This is a genomic window from Ensifer sp. 38_S197 (assembly GCF_056924495.1).
This window is the reverse complement of record NZ_JBXOVZ010000001.1, coordinates 1,121,983-1,137,297: the sequence shown is the minus strand read 5'-3', so window position 1 is coordinate 1,137,297 and position 15,315 is coordinate 1,121,983. Positions and strand designations below refer to the sequence as shown.

Genomic DNA, 15,315 nt, shown 5'->3' with positions numbered 1-15,315 from the left:
GCACAGGCTCGCAAGGCCGGGGAAGTCCGCGGGCACTATTTCCGCTGTCATGTCGCTACCCTTTCCCGAGATCGTTCACTTCCACACCGAGGGCGTCCGCTAGCGCCTCCTTGCCCTTGTCAGGCATCAGGGCGATGCCTGCCGCAAGGCCTTCCTGCCACGAGGCCCCTCGATCCCATGCCTCCTGGTATGCGTCTGCCAAGACGTCGCCCTGCCGGGTTTGGATTATGGCCTCGAAGAGTGTGGCTGCTTGCAGGAGGTCTTTGTCCCGTTTCGCTCGCCCAAGCGCGTCCGTGAGCCGCCTAGAGGCCACAATGAGCTTGTGGACGGCATACCGTTCGGGAGCGGGGACATTGACGCTCACGCCTTCCCGATGGAGCAGCACCGTTCGCACAGGCTCGTAGATCAGGAAATCAAGGAACCGCAGGTTTTCCGCTGACGCACCACCGAGGGCAGGCATGGGGGAAGGCTTGCCCGTATACTCGTCCGATCCCCGATTGCTCGTCAAGAATTCGACCCGGTAATTGGTCTTGTTGACGAACGCCGTCACGCGCGCCTTGTCGGCCTGATGAGGAACGGCCCGGAACGAGGGATCGACTGCCTCAAGGATACCCAAGATCGGCGGCAGGCTGTCATCGACCTCCTGCGAGATCGCGAAATCCATAGCCAGGTCGGCATCGCCCGTCTGCATTGCCGTCGTGGGCAACCTGACGCCAAGAACGCCCGAGTAGCAGCCATAGGCAACCGAGCCGACGAGAACACCACGCAGGCGAAAGAACCCCGCATCCGCGAGCGCCTTCGTGACATCGCCGGCGAACCGATCGGGAGCCGACATGCCGCCCGAGCGAATAAGCGTGGACACCAATCGTCGCCGCTCCTTGATGTTGTCCTTGATCTCGCGATGTCGCCGGACACGCGCTGCGATCTCTGGATCAGCTGCGGGGCCAACATAGCTCCGCTTGTCCTTGCCCTCGGGAGTAGGGATGTCGAAATAGATATAGTCTTTGCCCTTCACGGGGACCGTGACAAAGCGGCCCTCGAGCGGAAAGTCCGATTGCCATTGCGCATCAAGGGTCTGCTGGGCGAGTTCCGCGAACATGGTGCGGAATACAAGGTCTATATCTCTCATTTTCCTCGACGGCCTCGGTTATAATGTTTGCGCGAACTCATTATAACTTCGCTCGGTTATAATGACCCTGCAAAAACATTATAACTCGCCTGCCGTCTGTCAAGGCAGATGGCGAGAGGACCGCGGCAAGGCGGATAAAAAAATCCGGAAAAACGAGTAGGTTAAATGCACGTCGTTCAGTTCAAGGCGCTGGCTGTTCGGCCTGCCTACCGGCCTCCACAGCTATATCCACCATATGGTACCAGAGGAACGCGTCGATGAGGTAATCGGCATAATCCAGTGTCAGCGGCATCCTGGAAAAAATGGTTGTCGATGCAGTCGCCAGGGTCGCACAGCTTACGGGTCAGGGCTTCATTCTCGGGCTCGATCCGATCCACGACCTTTTCGAAAACGCGGTTTGCAATCTGTATGAGCGCGGCCCTTTGATCTCCGTTTAGAGGCAGCGTTTCAATCACGGCACGGGAATCCGTGTCGGTTATCCTTTGAGGATTTGGCGGAATTGGTCATCAGCATTTTCCGATCGCCAACCGATGCTGGTTCTTAGCTTCGCGGTCTGTATTCCATGACGCCAGGCGGCCGCCTTATGCTCACATGCGCGAGTGTAGGATATGCGCAAGCGCATCCCGAGCGGCGGAAACCCGCTCGCGACTCAGTGACGGCCGGCGCTTTGAAATGAGTCCACGCACGCCGGTCGAAAAATGAGAGTAAGGTCATTGCCAATCCAAAGTATCTGTCTCAGTTTCTGGTGAGCGAAAGGCATACTTCACATCTGGCTCGAGAATTCCCGAAATTATTAACAAAAGTTATCAAGCGTGATGCAAAAGCAGGAACCGCAACCTGGAACATTTTATTATCCCTTTCGTTGAGTTGATGATCGAACGAAAGGATGAGATCATGAAGAAGCTTGTAATCACGGCGGCAGTTGCTGCTCTAATGGCAGGCTCCGCCTTTGCTCAGGATACCAATAGGGAAGCCGGTACGGCCGCAGGCATGGCCGGTGGTGCGGCAGCGGGTGCTGTCGTCGGTGGCCCGATCGGTGCCGGTGTCGGCGCCGTGGTGGGTGGCGCGCTCGGTGGAGCGCTGACGCCTCCGCCGCCGGAAGTGGTCACCTATGTCACGCAGCAGCCGGCTCCGCCGTCTGTCGTCGTTCAGGAACGGATCGTGGTCGGTAAGCCGATCCCGTCGGCCGTCGTCCTGACGCCGGTTCCGGACAACCCGCGCTACGCCTATGCGGTCGTCAACCACCAGCGGGTGATCGTGGAACCGCAGTCGAGAACAGTGGTGCAGATCGTCAACTGATCCACACTGCAATAATCTCTCCCCTGGGGCAGCGTTCACGCGCTGCCCTTTTTGCGGTTCCACCCGACCGTCGCGGCCAATTCTGGATTGCAGTATTGTTGCTGTGATATCTAATATATATTTCAAACTAAATTGCCGATATTTGGCAAACTTATTTACTGTTGCTTTGAATCTTTATTCGAATACATTCCGTTCTAGTTAAATTTATTCGTGGTAGCGCGGGTATTGATATAAATCGGCCGAAGTGGATGGCGATATGGCGAAGATCGCAGGTTCGTACTCAGACGATGTTTTGAAAGGTTCGGAGGAAACCGACTACATTTGGGGCCTTCCCGGTATCGATACGATCGATGGCGGCGGAGGCGACGATTTTGTCGATGGTGGGACTGAAAACGACATCCTGACGAGCGCGAGCGGTTACGACCGGATCGACGGCGGCGCCGGTGATGACCAGATCACTCTCGCCGGGACCGGCGCCGCGGTTACGGGAGGCACGGGCTATGACGCTCTCGTCGTCGACTTCTCGCAAAGCGCTGACCGGATGGTCTTCAACGGCGCCGGGGGCCATGGCTATATCGGCGACCCGAACGCCGCCAACCGGCACATCTTCTTTCACGATATCGAGTGGTTGCGGCTCTTCGCCGGCAGCGGTGACGACAGGATCATTGGGACTGACGGAGGCGATCGGATCTCGACCGGTGCCGGCAACGACGTCGTCAATGCGGGCGCGGGACACGACATCATCACCAATACGGGCGGTCACGATCGTCTCGACGGCGGCGATGGAACTGACCGCTTTGTGCTTGTCGGGACGGGCAGCACCGTCTTCGGGGGGGGCGGAGACGATACGTTGGTCGTCGATCTTTCTGGATCGGCTGCTCCGGTCGTGTTCAACCTGGAGAATGGTCACGGCATCATTGGAGACGGGACGCCGGCGGAGCGGCACCTTTTCGTCCAGCATCAGGACGTCGAGCAGGTTGAGCTGATGACCGGACGCGGAAGCGACCATGTTATGGGAAGTGCGCTTGGCGACTTCATCAAGACAGCCGGTGGCAACGATGTCGTCGATGCCGGCGCGGGCGACGACATGATCACCGATGGGTCCGGTGCTAACCGTCTTTTTGGCGGCGACGGCAGTGATGGGATCATCTCCACACTCTACTCCGCCGAGATCGATGGCGGTGCGGGCGAGGACTGGCTCGCTATCAGCGAGATGGAGCGCACGAGCGATCTCACCGTCGATTTCGCTGCTGGCAAGGTTTCGACCGGCACCGTGCTGCGCGGCTTTGAGCAGGTGAGCCTTGCGCTCGGCAGCGGCAATGACCGAGTCATCGCGGGTGATCTCGGCTCTCTCGGGGTCGATGCCGGCGCCGGAAACGATCATCTCGAAGGTGGCGCCGGGCGTGACCGGTTCGATGGCGAGGGGGGAAACGACACCATCGATGCCGGCGCCGGCGACGACATGATCGAGACGGGCGCCGGCGATGACGTGGCCTTTGGCGGTGATGGCCGGGATAGGCTCGCCAATGACGGCGGCAGCGACGTGCTCGATGGCGGCGCCGGTGACGACTGGCTGCAGGACAGCGTTCCTGACAGCGGCGGCCTTGGCGTCGCGTCGATCCTGCGCGGCGGCGCGGGCAACGACACCATCAATGCCCGTTACCTCGGTGAGGCCGATGGCGGTGAAGGGCGGGATCTGTTGTCCCTCAATTATGGCGGCTTGCGTGAAGCGACGGATTTCGATGCGGCACGCGGTGTGACGCATACCGGACTGACCTTCGCCAATGTCGAATATTTCAACATCACGACCGGGCGCTATGCCGACGTGTTGCGCGGCGCCGACGACAACGACACGCTCAATTCGCTGGGCGGCAATGACATCCTCGACGGACGCGGCGGAAACGACGCGCTATACGGCGCCACGGAAAACGACCAGCTCTTCGGCGGTGACGGTGCAGATATCATCGACGGCGGTGCGCACAATGACCTTCTGAGCGGCGGCAACGGCCCCGATCGGCTGACGGGTGGCAGCGGCGCCGACACGTTTCTCTGGTCGTCGGAAACTTCCGGCCACGCAGGCCTTGATCGCGTTGTCGACTTCGCCCGCTGGCAGGGCGACCGGATCGCCTTTTCCGAGGAAGCCCAGGATGCCACCGGCATTCACAGCTATGCCGATTTTCTCGCTGCCGCGCATGATACGGCCGACGGCGTGTTCGTCGCCTTCAACGGTTCCGATGCCGAGGGCATCTGATCGAGGACGTTTCGCTTTCGGTTCTGACGGAAAGCGAAATCCTCTTCGGCCTCGGCTGACCTGTTCGTCGGGGGCGGCTAGGTTTCCGGGGCCGCGCTGTCGCCCCTGGTCATTACCTTGTCCGTCTCCGTGGTCAGGCGTCCATCGATGAGATCAATACGCCGGTCCATGCGCGAGGCCATGTCGAGATCGTGGGTGACCGCCACCACGGTCTTTCCCTGCTCGCGCACCAGCCTTTCCAGAATCTGGAACACCTGTTCGGAGCTCTTGCTGTCGAGGCTACCGGTTGGTTCGTCGGCGAGGATCAGCGGCGGATCGTTGGCCAGCGCGCGGGCCACGGCCACGCGCTGTCGCTGGCCGCCGGAGAGCTGGTCTGGCCGTTTGTCGAGATGATCGGCAAGGCCGAGTGCCGCAAGCAGGTCGCTTGCCCTCTCGCGCATCTCGTGCCGCCGAAGACGATCGAGCTTGCGCATGGGGATCTCAACATTCTCGCGCGCAGTGAATTCCGGCAGCAGGAAGTGGAACTGGAAGACGAAGCCGATATTGGCAAGCCGCGTGGTGGCCCGCTCGCCCTCGTCCATCCGGGCCGTGTCTCGGCCGCGGATCATGAGCGTGCCGCCGGTCGGTCGGTCGAGGAGGCCGAGCAGATAGAGAAGCGACGATTTGCCCGAGCCGGAGGGACCGGTGACCGCGACGAATTCCTGTTCGCCGATACTGAGAGAGATGTCCTTTACCAGGGTCACCGGCACCGTCTCCCTGAGGACGCGTGTCAACTCCCTTGCTTCGATCAGCGTGCTCATGTGGCGCCCCTGATGATGTCGACGGGGTTGGCGCGGGCCGCCCGCCTTGCCGGCAGATAGCCGGCGACGGCTGCCGATCCGAGCGCGAAGGCCGCGGCGATCAGATAGTGCAGCATGCTCCAGGAGATCGGTAGCCGGGTCATTTCCTGGCCGGTTGCCGATATCTCGAAGCGCACGAGCGAGAGCGCATAGACCATTGCGAAGCCGAGCGCCCAGCCGAGGAGCGTGCCGGCCGTGGCGATTGCCACACCTTCGAGCACGAACAGGATGCGCATGTCCGTCTCGGTGAAGCCGAGCGACTTCATGATGGCGATGTCGCGCGCCTTCTCGTGCGTGATCGTCGAGATGATGTTGAAGATGCCGAAGCCTGCGACCAGCATGATCGCCGCAACGACCGTGTACATGATGACATTGCGCACGACGAGCGCCTCGAGGATCGACTCGTTTGCCTCCTGCCAGGCGACCGCCTTGTAGCCGAGCTCGGCCTCGATGCGGCGCGCTACCGTGGGCGCTGCGTTCGGATCGTTCAGCTTGATGTTGATCTCGTTGATCGCGTTCGGTCGGGCTGAGAGGATCTGCGCGTTCTTCTGCAGCACATAGGCCTCGCCTTCGTCGCGCGCCGTGGTGCCGGTATGGAAGAGGCCGACGATCTTGAAGCGGCGACTGAGACCCTCGGAAGAGACGGCGGTGATCGTATCGCCGAGCTTGGCGCCGAGCCTTGAGGCCATGGTATCGCCGATCACCACATTGTTGCCGCCTGCGGCAAGTGCGGCGAAGCTGCCTGCCTTGAAGTCGTCGATGATCGGCGAGACGCGAGGCTCTGCCTGCGGATCGATGCCGATGACGGCGGCGCCGACCTCCTGGCCGGAATAGCGAATGACGCCTTGCGCCTTGAGGGTCGCGGCAAAACGGCCCGGAATCCAGCCATCGAGCCAGGAAAGCGCCGCGGTGGGATTTATGATGCCGCGGCGGTCATCGCGTGGTCTTAGTCCGGAAATGGCGGCGGTATCGAAAAAGTCTTCCGCCGGCTGCCGCCGCGCGGTGCGCTGCTCGTCGGTCATCTGGACATGCGGCATGGTGTCGACGAGCTGGCGGACGAAATCGTCCTGACCACCCTGCATCAGGGCTGCCATGGCGATGGAAAAGCCAACGCCGACCGCCACGCCCAGCATCGCAACGATCGTCTGCCGGCCCCGGCCGGAGATGTGGGTCAGTGCAATGTCGAAGATGAGGCGCATGGCGAACTCATTTCCCTGGGGCAGGCGTGCCCTTGACGCGCGTATTATCGGCAAGGCCGGTCGGGAAGGGCGAGACGACGCGCGCTCCATCCTCCAGTCCCGAGAGGATTTCGACACCGCCCGCGCCGCGTATGCCCGTTTTCAAATCGCGGATCCTGGCACGATTGCCGTCGATCACCACGGCCTTCGTCCCTTCCAGCGCGACGGTCGGGATGATCAAGGCGTCATGCGCTACCCGCACGATGATGTTGACGTCGGTTGACATGCCGATCCGAAGGGGTGTGTCCTCGGGGAGGCGGAAGCGGACGCGATAGGTCTTCGTCACCGGGTCGCCCTTGGGGGTGATGCTGTCGACGGTTGCCTCCAGCTTTCGGTCGGGGAAGGCATCCGATCGCAACAGCGCGCGCTGACCGACTTCGACGCGCGGAATGTCCTCTTCGTTGACGTCGGCCGTCACGATCAGGGGCTTCGGTTCCCCGACCCAGAAGAGCACCGTGCCGAGATCTGCGACCTCGCCGATCTCGCCGTCCTGCCGGAGCACCTGGCCAGCGCTCGGTGCTCTCAGCACATAGGTCGCGAGCCGCGCCTGACGACCAGCGACGAGGGCTTCGAGCTGGCCGAGTTCGCTGCGTGCCCGGTCGACTTCCTGTTCACTGATCGTGCTGCGCTCGGAGAGCGCCAGCTTCCGCCGATACTCTTCCTGCGCCAGTGTCAACCGCGCCTGGAGTTCGCCGAGGGCTGCCCGCGCCTCGGTGTCGTCGAGACGGGCGAGCACATCGCCCTTGGCGACGCGTTCGCCTTCGCAATTGCATTGTTCGACGATCCGTTCGGAGACCGTTGGCGTAACCTTCGCCCAGGTGCGCGGCTCCACGACGCCATCCGCGTAGATGATCTCCGCCGCGTCGCCACGCTTCGGGGCGATTGTGGAAACGGGTGTCGGACGAAACAGATACCAGGAGCCGGCCGCGCCGATGGCGACGATAACCGCCGCTCCGATTGCATAACGAGCCATCCGCACGAGACTCTCCTTGAATGCTTCCAGTCCGTTCGGTATAAATAGACCGACGGTCGGTTTGTTTCAAGGATGCGTGTCATTCTTGCCGTCGGGGCGACGTGGACCGCACAGTGAGCCCCGTGCCAAGTGTTTTGGGAGAGCTTATGGTCAGAACGAAGAAATCGCCGGAAGTCCGATCGAACGAACTGATCGATTGCGCCGAGCGGCTGTTCTTTCAGCACGGCTATGAGAACACGACGGTCAACGACGTCATCCGCGAAGCCAATGTCTCGAAGGGTGCCTTCTACCACTATTTCGCCTCCAAGGAGGCGTTGCTGGAGGCGGTCGCCACCCGGCTGGCGCAGCGGAACCTGAAGGAATTGCAGCCGCTCTTCGAAGACCCGTCGCTTGACGCGGTTGGGCAGTTGAATGCGCTTTTCGCCGGTTCGCGGCGGCTGAAGCTCGATTTGGCGCCGCAACTGAAGAACACCTTCAACGCCCTCTTCAAACCTGAGAACGTCGCTCTCTACCACCGCATCGACGAAGCGCTTCTCGCCGTCAGCCTGCCCCTGGTGGCGGAGATGCTGCGGCGCGGGCACGAGGAAGGAACCCTCGATGCGCCCGACCCGGAAGCTGCGGCCATGATGCTGCTGCAACTGCGCCTGAGCGTCGCCAAGGTGATGCACAAGGCGCTGCAGCGCTACGAGGTTGGCGATCTCGATGGTGCGGCAGCGATGCTCGACGGCTGGATGCGAACCTACGGCACCGCCATCGAGCGCTTCCTGAAGCTTCCGGACGGATCGATCGAGGTGACCGAACCGGGCTTTGCCCGCGCCTTCCTCGAGGCGTGAGCGGCTGCGGCAAGTGCGTCCTCAACCGCCCTTCTGCGCGGCACGCAGGGCCGAAGCCGGATAGCGCAGTGTCGGGTCGAAGGGGTTGAGCTTGCTGCTGATCGCCTGCGCTTCGGCTTTCAAGAGATCGGTGATGGTGCCGCTTCGCGTTTCTGTCAGGCGCGACGCCAGGGTGCCGATGCTTAAGGAGGCGACCGCGATGCCGTTGCGGTCGAGGACGGGGACGCCGAGACCTGCCATGCCCTCGATCATCTCGAAATTCATCTGCGCGGCGCCGATGCGTCGAACCTCCTCGATCTTGATCCGCAGGTCCACCTCGTCGATTGCGGCCCGGTCCATGATGCGCGGCATGTTGAATTTGATGATCGCCTCACGTTCCTCCTCCGGCAGGTGGGCCAGGATGGCGATGCTGCCCTGGCCGATGCCGAGCGGCACCTTGCCGCCGATGTCGCCGGTAAAGGAACGAATTGGGAAGGGGCCTTCGACACGGTCGAGACAGATCGCATCGAAGTTGCTGCGCACCAGCAGGAAGACGGTGTCGTTGAACGTGGCGGACAGCCTCAGTAGCGACGGCCTGGCGATGTCGAGGATGCCTTCTCTTCTGCGTGCCTGCGATGCGATCGAGAAGAACTCCAGCGACAGGCGATAGGATTTTCCTTCCGGCATCTGCTCGACGAGGCCTTCGGCAATCAGGCTCTTCAACAGTCGATGCGCCGATGGCTGGGTGAGATTCAGCCTGCGCGCGAGATCGATCACCCGCACACCTTCGCTCGCGTTCTCCGCGAGGTCTTTCAGGATGTGGATCGCCTTGGAGAGGCTGGAACTTCCGGCATTCTCTAATTCCGACATTTGCGTGCTTCTTTCGAAATTCACATGACAGGATTCCGTATTTCGGATTTTTCTAACAAAAAAATCCGAAATAGAAAATTGCGTTTGTGTTTTTCGTCAATTTCCTGGAGTTAATTCACAAGCCTTACTCAGGGGTGAGCGTGCACAACGTGGATAGCCGATCCGGCTGTCGCGAACGCTAAGCCGCGTCTTCGCCGGATCGTGTCGCCTGAAGCGAGGTTTGATGGTTGACGACGTGTCGTCGCCGCCGGGATCGCCGACAAGAAAACGGGGCAGGCGATCCCTGGGGGCAGCGACCCACGGGAGAGTGAGCATGAGTTTCCTGAACCTCGAGAAGGTCTCCAAGTTCTATGGATCGGTTGCGGCCGTTCACGATTTCGACCTGGCAGTCGAAAAGGGCGAGTTCATCTCGCTGCTCGGGCCCTCCGGCTGCGGCAAAACGACGACTTTGCAGATGATCACCGGGCTCGTTCGTCCCTCGGCCGGCGCGATCACCATGGGCGGCCGCGACATCACCCACCTGCCGCCACCGCAACGCGAGCTCGGCGTTGTCTTCCAGAGCTACGCGCTTTTCCCGCACATGACCGTCGCCCAGAATGTTTCCTTCGGCCTGGAAATGCGCAAGGTCGCCAAGGCGGAGCGCGACAGGCGCATCAAGGAGATCCTGGCGCTCGTTCATCTCTCGGCGCTGGCGGATCGCTATCCGCGTGAGATGTCGGGCGGCCAGCGCCAGCGCGTGGCGATCGCCCGCGCCCTCGTCATCAATCCGCCGGTGCTGCTGCTCGATGAGCCGTTGTCGAACCTCGACGCGCAGCTTCGCGAGGAGATGCAGTTCGAACTGCGCCGTATCCAGCAGACCGTCGGCATCACCACGATCATGGTGACCCATGACCAGGCGGAAGCGCTGTCGATCAGTGATCGCGTCGTCGTCATGGAGAAAGGACGCATCACCCAGGTCGACACGCCCTACGAACTCTACGAACATCCACGCAACGACTTCATCTCGTCCTTCGTCGGCAAGTCGAACTTCCTGCGCGCGACGTCAGCCTTCAACGGCAAGGGTGCGTCGATCAGTATCGACAACACGCCGATCCGCTTCAACACCGATCGCCGTGAGCCGGAGGGCAAGGTCTCGGTCTTCATCCGTCCGGAAAAGCTGCGGCTGACCGTGCCCGGAGAAGGCCAGATTCAGGGCAAGGTGACGACGCGCTATTTCATGGGCAGCCAATGGCTGGTGAGCGCCGAGACCCCGGCGGGCGTTCTCGCCGTCGCGGTTCCCAATCTCGGCGCGCCGCCGCCGATGGAAGGAGAAAGCATCGGGCTCGCCTGGCAGAATGGCGATTGTCGCGTTCTGGCGGGAGCCGCCAAATGATGGGCGCTCAGACTTCCGCCATCAAACCGCGTCTGCTGGCAGCGTTTGCCCTTTCCGGACCGGCGACCCTGTTCTTCATCGGCCTCGTACTGCTGCCGCTGCTGTTGACGATCATTCTTTCCTTCAACACATACGACTATACGGCCGGCATCCAGAGCGACTTCACCTTCGCCAACTACCTGACGGTGCTGCGGGACGAATATTATCTCTCGACCTTCTGGCGGACGCTGCGCCTGGCGCTGCTGACAACGGTCATCACCGTGCTGATCGGCGTGCCGGAGGCCTATGTCCTCTCGAACATGCGCAAGCCGTGGCGGTCGATCTTCCTCTTGGTGATCATCGGTCCGCTACTCGTCTCCGTCGTGGTGCGCACCTTCGGCTGGAGCATGCTGCTCGGCAAGAACGGCTTCGTGAACGGCGCGCTCGCGATCGTCGGCCTCGATCCGGTCCAGCTGCTCTATACCGAAACGGCGATCGTCATCGGCCTCGTGCATATCATGCTGCCATTCATGGTAATCCCCGTCTGGACGGTCCTGCAGAAGCTCGACCCGACCGTCGAGGCGGCAGCACTCACCCTCGGCGCCTCACGTTTCACGGCTCTGCGCCGCATCGTCTTCCCGCAGGCAGCACTCGGCATCCTCTCGGGCAGCCTGATCGTCTTTGCGCTTTCGGCAAGCTCCTTCGCCATTCCCGGTCTGCTTGGTGGCCGGCGGCTGAAGATGGCGGCGACGCTCGTTTACGACGAATTCCTGATCGAGCTGAACTGGCCGCTCGGCGCGACCATCGCGATTATCGTGCTCGTCGCCAATCTCGTGATCATGCTTGCCTATAACCGCCTCATCGAGCGGCAGGCAAAGCGCAAGCTGGGTTGAAGCCATGCAGAGAAACGGACCCATTGCTCTCGCTTTCCATAGCCTCGTCGTCGTCTTCATGCTGGCGCCGATGGTTGTGGTCTGCCTTGTGGCCTTCACGCCGGAAAACACGCTGGCGATGCCCTGGAATGGGCTCTCGCTGCGCTGGTTTGAGGCGGTCTTCCATCACGGCGACTTCATGTCGTCCTTCGGCAACAGCGTCCGGCTCGCTCTGCTTGCGGCGACTATCTCGACGCTCTTTGCCGTGCCGGCGGCACTGGCGATCACCCGCTACGAGTTCCGCGGCCGCGAAGCGCTCAATGCCCTGTTCCTGTCGCCGCTGATCATTCCACACCTGGTTCTCGGCGTTGCCTTCCTGCGTCTCTTCTCGCTAATGGGTATGGGCGGTTCCTTCGGCTGGCTGGTCGCCACCCATGCGATCGTTGTCACGCCCTATACGCTGCGCCTGATCCTTGCGTCTCTGACCAGCATGGACCGCAACGCCGAGAATGCGGCGCGCACGCTCGGAGCTTCGGAGTGGACGGTATTTCGCCGGATCACCATGCCGTTGATGCTGCCGGGGATCAGCGGCGGCTGGCTGCTCGCCTTCATCAACAGCTTCGACGAGCTGACCATGTCGATCTTCGTCACCTCGCCGTCGACCGTCACCTTGCCGGTGCGCATGTATATGTATGCCAGCGAATCCATCGATCCGATGATGGCGGCCGTTTCGACGCTGATGATCGCGCTTGCCACCGTCACGATGATCATTCTCGATCGCCTCTTCGGTCTCGACCGGCTTCTGGTGGGCAAGGGCTGAGATCTGATGTCGATGCATCCGTTGCTCCGGCGGCGCTACCGCCAGGACGAGACACCCGTGCCCTTCATGCTCAACGGAGCGCCCGAAACCGGCCGCCGCGGCGACACGGTGCTGACCGCAATCCTTTCGGTCAGCAGCCGCCTGAGAACGAGCGAATTCAGCGGCGAGGACCGGGCGGGCTTCTGTCTGATCGGCGCCTGCCAGGATTGTTACGTCATGTTGGCGGATGGCAGCCGCGTCAGGGCCTGCAGCACGGCATTGCAGCCGGGCATGGCCTTCATCACCAATCTCAGCGCGATGGCGGAGGCGGCCCATGAGTGAGCCGCTGCAACCGGTCATCGTCGGCGCCGGACCGGCGGGTATTCGTGCCGCTGAGCGCCTCGTCCGCGCTGGCCTCAGGCCGATCGTGCTCGACGAAGGCCAGCGCGCCGGCGGCCAGATCTATCGCCGCCCGCTGATCGAGGACGGGCGTTCCTATAGCAGCCGCTATGGTTCGGAAGCCGGCAAAGCAAGAAAGCTGCACGAGAGCTTCGAGGCGCTCTTGCCCGAAATCGACTACCGGCCCGAAACGCTCGTCTGGAATGTTTCCCCGCCTGAGCGTGGCAATCAGCTCGATGTTCTCTCGTCGGGTGTGCATCGGCAGATCGGCTTTTCGCAAATGATCCTGTGTACCGGTGCGACCGACCGCGTGCTGCCCTTCCCGGGCTGGACGACACCCGGCGTCTATACGCTCGGCGCCTCGCAGACGGCATTGAAGGCGCAGGGCTGCACGATTGGCGATCGCATCGTCTTCATGGGCTCCGGGCCGCTGCTCTATCTCGTCGCCTGGCAATATATGAAGGCCGGCGCGCAGGTGGAAGCGGTCCTCGATACAGCGCCCTTCGCATCGAAGCGGCACCTGCTGTCGCTTGCCGTAAGCGCACCCCGGATCGTCGGGCTCGGCCTCTTCTACGGGTTGCAGCTCCAGCTTGCCGGTGTGAGGATCCATTACGGCGTAAGGCCCGAGGCGGTTTTCGGCAAGGGCCAAGTCGAGGGTCTGCGTTTCCGCCGGCGGACGCTCATGGGCGTGGCGAGCGAGACGATTTCCTGCGACGCGCTCGCCTATGGTTTTGCGCTCCGTCCGGAAACCCAGCTTGCCGACCTTGCCGGCTGCCGTTTCCGCTTCGACGAGCGCGACCGTACCTGGCTGCCGGAACGCGACGCTCTGGGCCGCACGAGCCGGCCGGATGTCTATGTTGCCGGTGACGGCAGCGGCATTGCCGGCGCCGATGCGGCGGAGATTTCGGGCGAAGTCGCGGCGATGGCCCTTCTTGAGGATAGGGGGCAAGCATCGGCGGCGGATGCGGCGCGCCTGGTAGCGGCGCGCGACACGATCCTGCGTCAGCGCGATATCCTCGAACGCGCCTTTCCCTTCCCGGACGATTGGTTCGAGAGCGTGCCGGACGAAACGACGCTCTGCCGTTGCGAGGAGATCACCATTGCCGAAGGACGCCGAGCCATTGCGAGCGGGTCCCTCACCGAGATCAACCGCCTGAAGGCGCTGAGCCGTGTCGGCATGGGCCGCTGCCAGGGGCGGATGTGCTCTGCTGCCGCGGCCGAACTCTTGAGCGGCACCTGCGGTACCTCCGCAGGTAAGGTCGGCCGTCTGCGTGCACAGGCGCCGGTCAAGCCGATCCCGCTCGGCTTCGGCGATGGCCTTGAAACGGAGGGGCGTTCATGAGCCGGCGTATCTCCGTCGACGTCGCGATCATCGGCGGCGGGCTGGTCGGCAGCTCCGCAGCGCTCGCGATGCGCCAGGCCGGGCTTTCCGTCGCGCTCGTCGACAAGGGCTATTGCGGTGCCCAGGCCAGCGGCGTGAACTATGGTGGCGTACGCCGGCAGGGTCGCCTTCCCGAGCAACTGCCCCTTTCGCAGCGGGCGCACCGCATCTGGCCGCAACTGAAGGCGATGATCGGCATCGATGCCGAATATATGCGCTCCGGCCATCTGAAGCTTGCCCGCACCGAGAAGGATTTCGCCAAGCTCGAAGCCTATGCCGAGACGGTCAGGGACTATGGCCTTGGCCTCGAACTCATCGCTGGTTCGGCGTTGGAGCTTCGATTTCCCTGGCTTTCGGCGAAGGCGGTCGGCGCGTCGCTCTGCCCCGAGGACGGCCATGCCAATCCGCGTCTCGTTGCGCCCGCCTTCGCCCGAGCCGCTGAGCGCGCCGGCGTGGCAGTGCTGGAATTGACGCCGGTGCGCGACGTCGTAGCGACCGGCAACGGCTTCGAGATCCTTGCCGGCGACGGCATCGAGATCGGCTGCCGGCAACTGGTCAACAGCGCTGGCGCCTGGTCCGATCGTTTCGCGGCCCAGTTCGGCGAAGCGGTGCCGCTCACCCGGATCTATCCGTCGATGGTGGTGACCGAACCACTGCCGCTACGCCTGCCTGTCAGCATGGGCGAGCAAGGCGGCAGCTTCTATGGCCGGCAGGTGGCACGCGGCAATTATGTCATGGGCGGCGGCCGCGGCCTGCCGCTGGCCGACCCCGATTATTCACGCCCGTCGGTGACCGCGGCCTCCTCGGTCATGCAGCGCGCAATCGCGCTCTTTCCGCACCTCGCCCATGCCCAAGTCATCCGCTTCTGGTCCGGCACCGAGGCCGAGATGCCCGACGGCAACCCGGTGATCGGCCCGAGCGAAACGACATCAGGCCTCTTCCACGCCTTCGGCTTCTGCGGCGCCGGGTTCCAGACCGCGCCCGCCGTCGGCGCGGTGCTTTCGGAACTCGTCACAAAGGGGCGGAGTACCACGCCCATTGAAGCCTTTTCCATTGGCCGCTTCCGCAAGGTGACGGCCGAGACTGCAGCCTCGTTGTAAAC

14 protein-coding genes are annotated in these 15,315 nt (G+C 62.6%); 9 read left to right on the top strand and 5 right to left on the bottom strand.

Annotation, left to right across the window (positions count from 1 at the left end; genetic code table 11):
- Positions 1–55: 55 nt before the first annotated feature.
- Complete coding sequence (locus tag AC1Z3V_RS05125) at positions 56–1,129, bottom strand: nucleotidyltransferase family protein (protein ID WP_483497616.1); 1,074 nt, start codon at positions 1,127–1,129, stop codon at positions 56–58.
- 894 nt (positions 1,130–2,023) lie between these two features.
- Between AC1Z3V_RS05125 and AC1Z3V_RS05120 the strand changes: the two genes are divergently transcribed.
- Both AC1Z3V_RS05120 and AC1Z3V_RS05115 read left to right on the top strand, forming a co-directional pair.
- Complete coding sequence (locus tag AC1Z3V_RS05120; protein ID WP_429814338.1) at positions 2,024–2,428, top strand: DUF1236 domain-containing protein; 405 nt, start codon at positions 2,024–2,026, stop codon at positions 2,426–2,428.
- Between the two features lie 256 nt (positions 2,429–2,684).
- Entirely contained in the window at positions 2,685–4,679 is a 1,995-nt protein-coding gene (locus AC1Z3V_RS05115; RefSeq protein WP_483497614.1) for a calcium-binding protein, read from the top strand.
- 77 nt (positions 4,680–4,756) lie between these two features.
- Here the strand turns inward: AC1Z3V_RS05115 and AC1Z3V_RS05110 are convergent, their stop codons facing one another.
- From AC1Z3V_RS05110 to AC1Z3V_RS05100, 3 genes are read right to left on the bottom strand one after another with little or no spacing between them, the layout of a single operon-like run.
- The gene (locus AC1Z3V_RS05110; protein WP_483497613.1) at positions 4,757–5,479 is read right to left on the bottom strand and encodes an ABC transporter ATP-binding protein; all 723 of its coding nucleotides are present in this window, start codon (positions 5,477–5,479) and stop codon (positions 4,757–4,759) included.
- Positions 5,476–6,717, bottom strand: a complete 1,242-nt coding sequence (locus tag AC1Z3V_RS05105; RefSeq protein WP_429814330.1) for an ABC transporter permease — start codon at positions 6,715–6,717, stop codon at positions 5,476–5,478. Before AC1Z3V_RS05105 ends, AC1Z3V_RS05110 begins: the two co-directional genes overlap by 4 nt.
- A 7-nt stretch (positions 6,718–6,724) precedes the next feature.
- Complete coding sequence (locus tag AC1Z3V_RS05100) at positions 6,725–7,729, bottom strand: efflux RND transporter periplasmic adaptor subunit (protein ID WP_483497611.1); 1,005 nt, start codon at positions 7,727–7,729, stop codon at positions 6,725–6,727.
- Between the two features lie 146 nt (positions 7,730–7,875).
- Between AC1Z3V_RS05100 and AC1Z3V_RS05095 the strand changes: the two genes are divergently transcribed.
- On the top strand, positions 7,876–8,562 hold the full coding sequence (locus AC1Z3V_RS05095; RefSeq protein WP_429814324.1) for a TetR/AcrR family transcriptional regulator: 687 nt from the start codon (positions 7,876–7,878) through the stop codon (positions 8,560–8,562).
- 21 nt (positions 8,563–8,583) lie between these two features.
- On the opposite strand, the gene AC1Z3V_RS05090 is transcribed toward AC1Z3V_RS05095, so the two are convergent.
- On the bottom strand, positions 8,584–9,411 hold the full coding sequence (locus AC1Z3V_RS05090) for an IclR family transcriptional regulator (RefSeq protein WP_429814321.1): 828 nt from the start codon (positions 9,409–9,411) through the stop codon (positions 8,584–8,586).
- 313 nt (positions 9,412–9,724) lie between these two features.
- Between AC1Z3V_RS05090 and AC1Z3V_RS05085 the strand changes: the two genes are divergently transcribed.
- The 6 genes from AC1Z3V_RS05085 to AC1Z3V_RS05060 are packed head-to-tail and all read left to right on the top strand — an operon-like array spanning position 9,725 to position 15,313.
- On the top strand, positions 9,725–10,783 hold the full coding sequence (locus AC1Z3V_RS05085) for an ABC transporter ATP-binding protein (protein WP_429814318.1): 1,059 nt from the start codon (positions 9,725–9,727) through the stop codon (positions 10,781–10,783).
- Positions 10,783–11,655: an ABC transporter permease gene (locus AC1Z3V_RS05080; protein ID WP_483499556.1), complete on the top strand. Its 873-nt coding sequence runs from the start codon at positions 10,783–10,785 to the stop codon at positions 11,653–11,655. Before AC1Z3V_RS05085 ends, AC1Z3V_RS05080 begins: the two co-directional genes overlap by 1 nt.
- 4 nt (positions 11,656–11,659) lie before the next feature.
- Positions 11,660–12,454: an ABC transporter permease gene (locus AC1Z3V_RS05075; RefSeq protein ID WP_429814314.1), complete on the top strand. Its 795-nt coding sequence runs from the start codon at positions 11,660–11,662 to the stop codon at positions 12,452–12,454.
- A 6-nt stretch (positions 12,455–12,460) separates the two neighbouring features.
- Positions 12,461–12,775: a (2Fe-2S)-binding protein gene (locus AC1Z3V_RS05070; protein ID WP_429814311.1), complete on the top strand. Its 315-nt coding sequence runs from the start codon at positions 12,461–12,463 to the stop codon at positions 12,773–12,775.
- Positions 12,768–14,174 (top strand): FAD/NAD(P)-dependent oxidoreductase, encoded by a 1,407-nt coding sequence (locus AC1Z3V_RS05065; RefSeq protein ID WP_483497609.1) that lies wholly within the window; start codon positions 12,768–12,770, stop codon positions 14,172–14,174. The genes AC1Z3V_RS05070 and AC1Z3V_RS05065 overlap by 8 nt, the downstream gene beginning before the upstream one ends.
- Entirely contained in the window at positions 14,171–15,313 is a 1,143-nt protein-coding gene (locus AC1Z3V_RS05060; protein ID WP_483497608.1) for an NAD(P)/FAD-dependent oxidoreductase, read from the top strand. The genes AC1Z3V_RS05065 and AC1Z3V_RS05060 overlap by 4 nt, the downstream gene beginning before the upstream one ends.
- Positions 15,314–15,315: the final 2 nt, after the last annotated feature.